This window comes from Myxacorys chilensis, assembly GCF_059505265.1.
In genome coordinates, this window is record NZ_JCACKG010000141.1 from 1 (window position 1) to 7266 (window position 7266).

At 47.2% G+C, this 7266-nt stretch carries 8 protein-coding genes; 5 read left to right on the plus strand and 3 right to left on the minus strand.

What is annotated here, in order from left to right:
* Positions 1-52 precede the first annotated feature (52 nt).
* Positions 53-205, minus strand: coding sequence for a hypothetical protein (locus AC5JLB_RS10495; RefSeq protein ID WP_495873780.1), 153 nt, complete (start codon positions 203-205; stop codon positions 53-55).
* 280 nt (positions 206-485) lie between these two features.
* Here AC5JLB_RS10495 and tftA point away from each other — a divergent pair, with 280 nt between their 5' ends.
* The 3 genes from tftA (at position 486) to AC5JLB_RS10510 (ending at position 4539) form a co-directional block, all read left to right on the plus strand.
* Positions 486-2006 carry a hormogonium tapered terminus morphoprotein TftA gene (gene tftA / locus AC5JLB_RS10500; RefSeq protein WP_495873781.1) on the plus strand — a complete coding sequence of 507 codons (1521 nt, stop codon included), beginning with the start codon at positions 486-488 and terminating at the stop codon, positions 2004-2006.
* A gap of 163 nt (positions 2007-2169) precedes the next feature.
* On the plus strand, positions 2170-3027 hold the full coding sequence (locus AC5JLB_RS10505) for a DUF1206 domain-containing protein (RefSeq protein ID WP_495873782.1): 858 nt from the start codon (positions 2170-2172) through the stop codon (positions 3025-3027).
* Positions 3028-3438: 411 nt separating this feature from the next.
* Positions 3439-4539 carry an AI-2E family transporter gene (locus AC5JLB_RS10510; RefSeq protein ID WP_495873783.1) on the plus strand — a complete coding sequence of 367 codons (1101 nt, stop codon included), beginning with the start codon at positions 3439-3441 and terminating at the stop codon, positions 4537-4539.
* Between the two features lie 72 nt (positions 4540-4611).
* Here AC5JLB_RS10510 and AC5JLB_RS10515 read toward each other — a convergent pair whose 3' ends face one another.
* Both AC5JLB_RS10515 and AC5JLB_RS10520 read right to left on the minus strand, forming a co-directional pair.
* Positions 4612-5190 carry a hypothetical protein gene (locus AC5JLB_RS10515; protein ID WP_495873784.1) on the minus strand — a complete coding sequence of 193 codons (579 nt, stop codon included), beginning with the start codon at positions 5188-5190 and terminating at the stop codon, positions 4612-4614.
* A complete protein-coding gene (locus AC5JLB_RS10520) occupies positions 5187-6140 on the minus strand; it encodes an alpha/beta fold hydrolase (RefSeq protein ID WP_495873785.1) in 954 nt (317 codons plus the stop codon). Before AC5JLB_RS10520 ends, AC5JLB_RS10515 begins: the two co-directional genes overlap by 4 nt.
* Before the next feature lie 178 nt (positions 6141-6318).
* On the opposite strand from AC5JLB_RS10520, the gene AC5JLB_RS10525 reads away from it, so the two are divergent.
* Complete coding sequence (locus AC5JLB_RS10525; protein ID WP_495873786.1) at positions 6319-7011, plus strand: SDH family Clp fold serine proteinase; 693 nt, start codon at positions 6319-6321, stop codon at positions 7009-7011.
* Positions 7008-7262 carry an SDH family Clp fold serine proteinase gene (locus AC5JLB_RS10530; RefSeq protein ID WP_495873787.1) on the plus strand — a complete coding sequence of 85 codons (255 nt, stop codon included), beginning with the start codon at positions 7008-7010 and terminating at the stop codon, positions 7260-7262. The genes AC5JLB_RS10525 and AC5JLB_RS10530 overlap by 4 nt, the downstream gene beginning before the upstream one ends.
* Positions 7263-7266: the final 4 nt, after the last annotated feature.

A 7266-nucleotide genomic window follows, 5' to 3' on the forward strand; every position in this document is an offset into this window, starting at 1 on the left:
CATGAGTTGTACAGGTGTAGCTTATTCGCCTGTCCAGTTTTTTGGTTCCACCTCAATCTTCAACGATTAACCGTCCGACAAGTTCCATCTTCACCTTGTCGAGCGGGTCTTTAGTATTGCCCCAAGTCAAGCTGTACCTTTTACCCTCGTACATCCAACGAGTTAGCCAGCTACCGTGATTCTGACAGGCCGAGATAGGTTTCATGGCTTATTCCAATTTATTCCAAAACCGCTCTCAATCAAGGTCGGGTGAAAGGCTTTTTCTAAGGCTGGAGCGCTATCTAGATGGAGAAGGGTTACAGAAACCCCAGCCTGTATGAGGATGGGGTATTTTGTTGAGTTTTCAATCGCGTTAATTCTCTGGATAGGCCAACAACTCTGCATACCCAGAGAATTGGTGTTGATTAAAGTCGAGTTGGAAAAAATCCAGAAGTGTGGCTCTACCAAGGTAATAGAAGATATGCCGACACCGTAAAGTACACACGATGGTTCTCGATCCGATTCCCTGTCCAAGTTGCATTGATACAGACGTTGTTCAACTAAGTAAAAAAGTTCAACCAGGTAAAAAAGTTCAACCGAGTAAAAAAACAATCGCTATTCAAAAGCAACCGAGTCGAAACACTATTACTCCAGAAAAGCTGACAGATGTAATGTTCCGCGCGGAGCAAACAGCCGCTAAAATCACTCGAAGCAAAACCCTAGAGGTGGGGCGCGTCTTTCTCTTCACCAATTCTGCAGGACCTGCGAATCAACCGATCGAGGCGGCAGTGGTTCTGATTCAGAATCTAGTGGCAGAGCGGTTAAGGTCAGAAGAGTTTACCGTTTTAGAAGTTCCGCGTGGGCTAGAATTGCCAGAGGCGATCGCGTGGATCAATCAGCGGGCGGTTCAAGGAGATGTTGCACTGTCGATTCAGACAGATGCGTTCTTTAATCCCGATGCGCGGGGTGCGAGTGCATTTTACATCGTGGGCAATCGAGAACGACAGCAGCAAGCCCAACGGCTCCTGCAACAACTGGTCAAAGATGTTGCAGGATTGGCGAATCGAGGGGCAAGACCGGATACCGAAACAGCGCTGGGGTATCTAACATTTACACGGCAAGTCAGAATTCCCTCGATCGTTCTAACAGTTGGCTTTAAAACGAGTCCCAGCGATCGCACCCTTATTTTGCGGAATCCTCAAGAAATTGCTCAAGGCATTGTGAACGGATTAGCCGTTTGGAGCCGTGCATTGTCTGCGCCTGCTCGTGTTTATTCGCCAATCAACGTTAGTGTCAATGGATTAGTAAATGATCGACAAGGCATTATCGTTAATCGTAACGCTTATATTCCGGTTAACAGTATTGCTCAATTAAAAGCCAACTTAGCGAAAATTCCGAATGCAAAACGGATTAACTATAGAAACACGACTTATATTCGAGCGATCGATTTACGAGGAGCAGACGTTTTCGTTGGTTGGATGCCAACAACTCGCACGGTGGTTCTACGAACGGCTCCGCGCCTTGCTCTCGACAAAATCGAACAAATTATGGGACGGGGGTATCTGTCGCCAAAGACTCTAAAAGCGCTTCTCAAAAAGGTAAATCCGCAGGTGTTGGAACAGTTTCCTGAGATTGTCGAACTCTATTTGGAGGAAGCCACGATCGAAGGTGTCAATCCGGATGTTGCTTTTGCCCAAGCTTTGCTCGAAACAAACTTCTTTCGCTTTAGCGGCGATATTCAGCCGAGCCAAAATAACTTTGGCGCGTTAAGGTCAGTTGACGGACTTGAAGCGGCCTCTTTTCCCAGTGCCCGCCTTGGAGTACGCGCACATATTCAACAGCTTAAAACCTATGCCAGTCTTGAACCCTTGGCTCAAGAAGTTGTGACTCCACGGTTTCGCTTTGTGATGCGAGGTTCTGCTCCCCGAGTTAGATTACTGAGTGGGCGCTACTCCGCCGATCCAATCTATGGAGAAAGAATTTTGGCGATCGTAAGACAGCTTTACCAGTCAGCAGGTCTACTTTGATTGAATTCGATACGCTACAACAACTCAAACTACTCACGACTGACATGAATGCTCAGATCGTCAAAATCGTGCGACTTCTTTAATCGCACCTAATTTATTTATTTGGGGGGATGAACAACACCTCGAAAAGAGTCATGGTATCGATACAATTCTCTTACGACCAATGAATAAACCCGATCTGCCTCCAGCGCTACGACGGTCAGCGCAGCAAACGGCTTCTCACCCTGCATTCGAGAAGTTAGCGCGACTGGGGTACGCGGCAAAAGGAATCGTGTATTTTGTGGTGGGGTTGCTAGCCGCTCAAGCCGCCTTCGGAGTAGGAGGACAAACCACCGATACGAGTGGGGCACTGCAAGAGATTGTCACTCAACCCTTTGGTAAGTTTTTGCTAAGTCTCGTCGCGATCGGCATTGTCGGCTATGTTCTTTGGCGATTTGTTCAAGCAATTCTTGATCCAGAACGTTCTAGTCAGTCGGCTAGTCAGTCAAATGGAGCAAAGCGGATTGTGAAACGAATTGGATATTTCATTAGCGCGATCACTTATTCTGGTCTAGCAATCACCGCTGTAAAGCTGATTTTAGGCAATGGCGGAACTGGCGGACAAGCTTCTCAAGACTCGACAAAGTTCATCCTGGCACAACCATTTGGACAATGGCTGGTTGGTTTAGCAGGTTTAATTGTGCTGGGTGTTGGGCTGTCTTATTTCTACCAAGCTTATACAGCGAAGTTTCAGCGACATTTTAGGCTGGATCAAATGAGTTCAACAGAGCGCACTTGGGCAAAACGTTTTGGGCAGTTTGGTATTGCCTCGCGTGGCGTTGTGTTTAGCATCATTGGTCTATTTGTGATGCTGGCAGCTTTATATTCAGACGCGACTCAAGTGAAAGGGTTAGGAGAAGCTTTAGCCGTTCTAGCTCGGCAACCCTTTGGGTCTTGGGTGCTAGGAATCGTAGCATTAGGCTTGATTGCTTACAGCATTTATTCACTCATTGAAGCCCGGTATCGCCAGATCATACAGTGATACACGATTTACGAATAGAAATGAAGTTAATAACAGCATCAATATTGTCAACACAAACTGTCTGTAAAACTAACAGAATTCTTAGGTAGAAATATTATTAGCGATTCAGTGAGTAACTTCATCATCGTTATTTCATTCAGAGTTTAGATTGATGTAACGCTTGTAGAACTCGCTCATATTGCGCCTCAACATAGCTGTGACTAATGGGTATGGGTTGTGTACCATTTAGATTGGGGATACAATGCCTTTCCGCCGATCGTTTCAGTTGATCCAAACATTAATCGATTCGCTAATCTAATGACTGTTCTAATGTCCGTCAAGTGATGGAGAAAGCGAATGAGTATCAGTACTAAGGTTAGAGCAAACGGTTAGATCGATTAAATCGATTAATTTGATGGTACTAAAAAGTTTATGTCTAGCTTTTTCAACCGCTTCCACTCTCAATTCACGCAATGGCTGCTGATTGGCGTAATTGTGCCGACCGCAGCCCTCAATCTGTGGTTAATCTTCAAAGTAGTTCAGTATGCTCAACCCCTTGTTTCGATTCTCGTTTCAGCCGTGCTGCTGGCTTTTCTGCTAAATTACCCAATTCAATTTTTACAAGGATGGGGGCTAGGTCGCGGCTATGCGATCGCGAGTGTTATTTTGCTAGCCTTCAGCTTGCTTGTAGGAGCAAGTATTACAATTCTCCCCCAAGCTACAGAAGAACTTGGCGAACTCGTGAGTGCGCTGCCGACTTGGATTCAATCTACGGATCAGAAACTCCAAATAATTCAAGGTTGGGCAACTCAGCATCACATTCCGATCTATTTGAATCAGTGGACAAACCAGTTTGCTGAACAATTACCGAACCGTTTGCAGGCTTTAGGGGACACCGCCTTAAACCTCTTATTTAGTGCATTGGGCGGAGTGTCAAATTTAGCGTTAACTGGAATCTTCGCGGTCTATCTTTTGTTAGACGGTGAGCAGCTTTGGAACGGCATTTTTCAGCGGCTACCCAGTAAAAAGACAGCGCAAATTCAGCGATCGCTACAGCAGCACTTCCAGGATTATTTTACTGGTCAAGCCATCATTGCCGCGTTGATGAGCACATTGCTAACCCTGATTTTCTTAGTCTTGAGAGTGCCATTTCCATTACTGTTGGGGCTATTCATCGGAACTTTATCCGTTATTCCGTTTGGCGTTTTATTTGCAAGCTTAATTAGCGCATTACTGGTTGCAACAGATGATCCAAGTTTTAGTCTGCGTATTCTAGGTGCTGCGATCGTAACGAACCAGGTGATGGATCAACTGATCACACCCCGTTTGATGGGAAACCTTGTTGGGCTGCGTCCTATTTGGGTATTGCTTGCTCTGTTAGTAGGCGCGAAGGTGGGTGGATTAGTGGGATTACTGATTGCGGTGCCGATTGCAAGTTTTTTGAAAGACGCGATCGAGGGATTTCCAGATACCGTCATTTCAACCGAAGACCTTGCCGTGGCAAGCAATCTTGCTCATCCTGAAGCGAACTAGAGCTTTGGCCAATCTGTTTGGCTTCTCATGGGTCGTATGAGAATCTTTTGCCTCAAATACCGTCCTCGACAGTTAAGGTTTGAGTGTTGTAGCCGTCCAAATTGTCCAAACATCGACCAGTAACAGCAGCATCGTCAACCCCAACAAGATGAAATACATCCAGGGCTGAGAGAGCGGTTTGACATCTCGCGTATCAATTCCTGTTTCTTTCTGCACGCGATCGACAAATCGAGAGAATCCAACCATCCGCATTGGTAAAAGATATCCTTCCCCCGATTGGGTCAGCAAGTAGTAGACCAATCCACCCTGTCCGGTCGTGCGAGGTTTCAACGCTTTCACATCTGACCACGCGAGTTGCCAACCTTTACGAAAAAACCGGGGAACCCAGATTGGGTAAGTAACTTGAATGCCGTCAGAATCGACAATCACTCGTTCACTTAAGACGCCAAGGAGAATAAGTGCCCCGATCGCAATTCCAACCCAGAGCCAATTGGCTGGCACAGGTGCATTCGTCACGTCTGCCAAAAATGGGAGCGGCGTGGTCAACACGACATAAAGGCTCAGCAGTGTAATGCGAATTAAGGGAGAAATGCGAAAAACAGTTTGTGTCGATTCTAAAGGCTTACTATTTGAAGGCTTACTAACAGTCATGCGATTTCTGTGAATGAAGAATGGGCACTCATCGGACGGGTTGACCAAGCATTAATCCAAGTCAAAATTTTGTGATTCACTTCCTCCGGGCGCTCATCGTGAGGACAGTGCCCCGCATTGTCAACTTGAACGAGTTCCAGCTTTGAATTGAGCTTGACGCAATAGGCCGCAAGGTTTGGCGGCACAAACCGATCTTTTTGTCCCCAAAACAGCAGCAGTGGCATCTCCAACGTCGGCAGAATAGAGCGGGCTGTGTAATGAGTTGCTTTTGGAGAATTTACCATGGCTCGAAACGCTTTAGAAGCATCGCGATCGTAAGCAGGTATCGACAAAATCTCAATCAGCTCATCGGTGATTCCGCTTGGTGTGGCATAAGCTTGGTTTGCCCACGCTCGAATCACCGCTCGGCTCCGCAGCACTTTGAATAAGGGATTAAAAATCAACGGCAGCGTGACAACCCGTTTGCCAACAGCGGCGATTGGACGCAAACCCACCATAGCCGACTGTACCCATCTCGGCGTATCTAACACCGAGGAATCGGGCAGATTTAACATCACAACGCCCTTCACCATGTCAGGATACGCCGCGGCAGCCGCAAGACACACGAGAGAGCCGATCGAATTGCCAATCAGAACAACGGGTTCGTGGATAAAGGTTTGCCAGAAATCGTGGACTTGCTCGATCCACAGCGTCACATTGTAAGATGCGATCGCTTTTTCAGATGCCCCAAATCCGAGTAGATCTAATGCATACACTGAATGGTGCTGACTAAAGGCAGACATATTGTGTCGCCAATGCCCAATCGACGCCCCAAATCCATGCAGCAGCATCAGGGGTGGAGCAGTGTCCTGAGATTGAGATCGGATATACGTGTATCGCGTTTGCCAACCTCGCCAAACCCAATCGCGCTGATTTCCAATGCGCTGCTGCCAGTGTAGAGCGTCTGTCACAGTTGCCTTCGTTCTTGCTAAAACCTGCTTTTTGATTGTAGACAAAGACAGGAGAAGATAGGGATGAGCCAAGAGGAGATTGGAGAGGATCAGATTTAGCTCCCAAGATAGACATTTCCCCCTGAGGAAACCGTTACCAATAAGGCTAAAGCCCTGTCTCCTCTTAGCCTTAAATCCTATGACATTTAGCTTTTTCGATTTAATTTGGGTATTTTTCCTATTCTCTTCCCTCCAACCCCTATTTCAGCGCCGTCGAACTGAATCGCGTCGTCTAAGCTCACTCAAAGAGATTGAACGCCAGAGAAGTAGCCGCGTTATTCTGCTTGTGCATCGTCAAGAATCGATTAGCCTACTGGGGATTCCCCTGTCGCGCTACATTACGATCGAAGATTCTGAGCAAGTGCTCCGGGCAATTCGCTTCACGCCTCCCGATGTGCCAATTGACTTAATTCTGCACACACCCGGCGGACTGGTGCTGGCGACAGAGCAGATTGCACGGGCATTAATTCGGCATTCGGCAAAAGTGACGGTGTTTGTGCCTCACTATGCGATGAGCGGCGGAACTATGCTGGCATTAGCCGCAGACGAAATTATGATGGATGCCAATGCCGTACTAGGTCCAGTCGATCCGCAGCTAGGCAACTTTCCGGCGGCCAGCATTCTCAAAGTTGTGGAAGAAAAACCGATCAGTGAAATCGACGATCAGACTCTGATCATGGCAGATCTCTCCCGCAAGGCAATCAAACAGGTGCAGAGATTTGTACGGACGCTATTAAACGACTCGGTTCCAAAGCCGAAGGTCGCACCTGAAAAAATCGATGCCATTAAAAAATCGATGCCATTATTGATGCCATCACAACAGGACAGGTGACTCACGACTATCCCATTACGGTTGAGGAAGCAACAGAGATAGGCTTACCGATCACGGTTGGACTGCCAACGCAAATCTACGATTTGATGGAACTCTATCCTCAGCCTCAAGGCGGGCGTCCTTCAGTGCAATACATTCCGATGCCCTACGATGATCGTCGTCCTGTCCTTCCCGTACCAAAAGGCAGACCGTTACCCGAAGAAAGTGTCAGAATTGAAGCTTCAAAAGGTCTAAAAACGAGGCTGCATTGACACG

Bases quoted from the DNA above. Each gene is read 5' to 3' on its own strand.
- AC5JLB_RS10495 (WP_495873780.1), bottom strand. From the start codon at position 205: ATGAAACCTATCTCGGCCTGTCAGAATCACGGTAGCTGGCTAACTCGT.
- tftA (WP_495873781.1), top strand. From the start codon at position 486: ATGGTTCTCGATCCGATTCCCTGTCCAAGTTGCATTGATACAGACGTT.
- AC5JLB_RS10505 (WP_495873782.1), top strand. From the start codon at position 2,170: ATGAATAAACCCGATCTGCCTCCAGCGCTACGACGGTCAGCGCAGCAA.
- AC5JLB_RS10510 (WP_495873783.1), top strand. From the start codon at position 3,439: ATGTCTAGCTTTTTCAACCGCTTCCACTCTCAATTCACGCAATGGCTG.
- AC5JLB_RS10515 (WP_495873784.1), bottom strand. From the start codon at position 5,190: ATGACTGTTAGTAAGCCTTCAAATAGTAAGCCTTTAGAATCGACACAA.
- AC5JLB_RS10525 (WP_495873786.1), top strand. From the start codon at position 6,319: ATGACATTTAGCTTTTTCGATTTAATTTGGGTATTTTTCCTATTCTCT.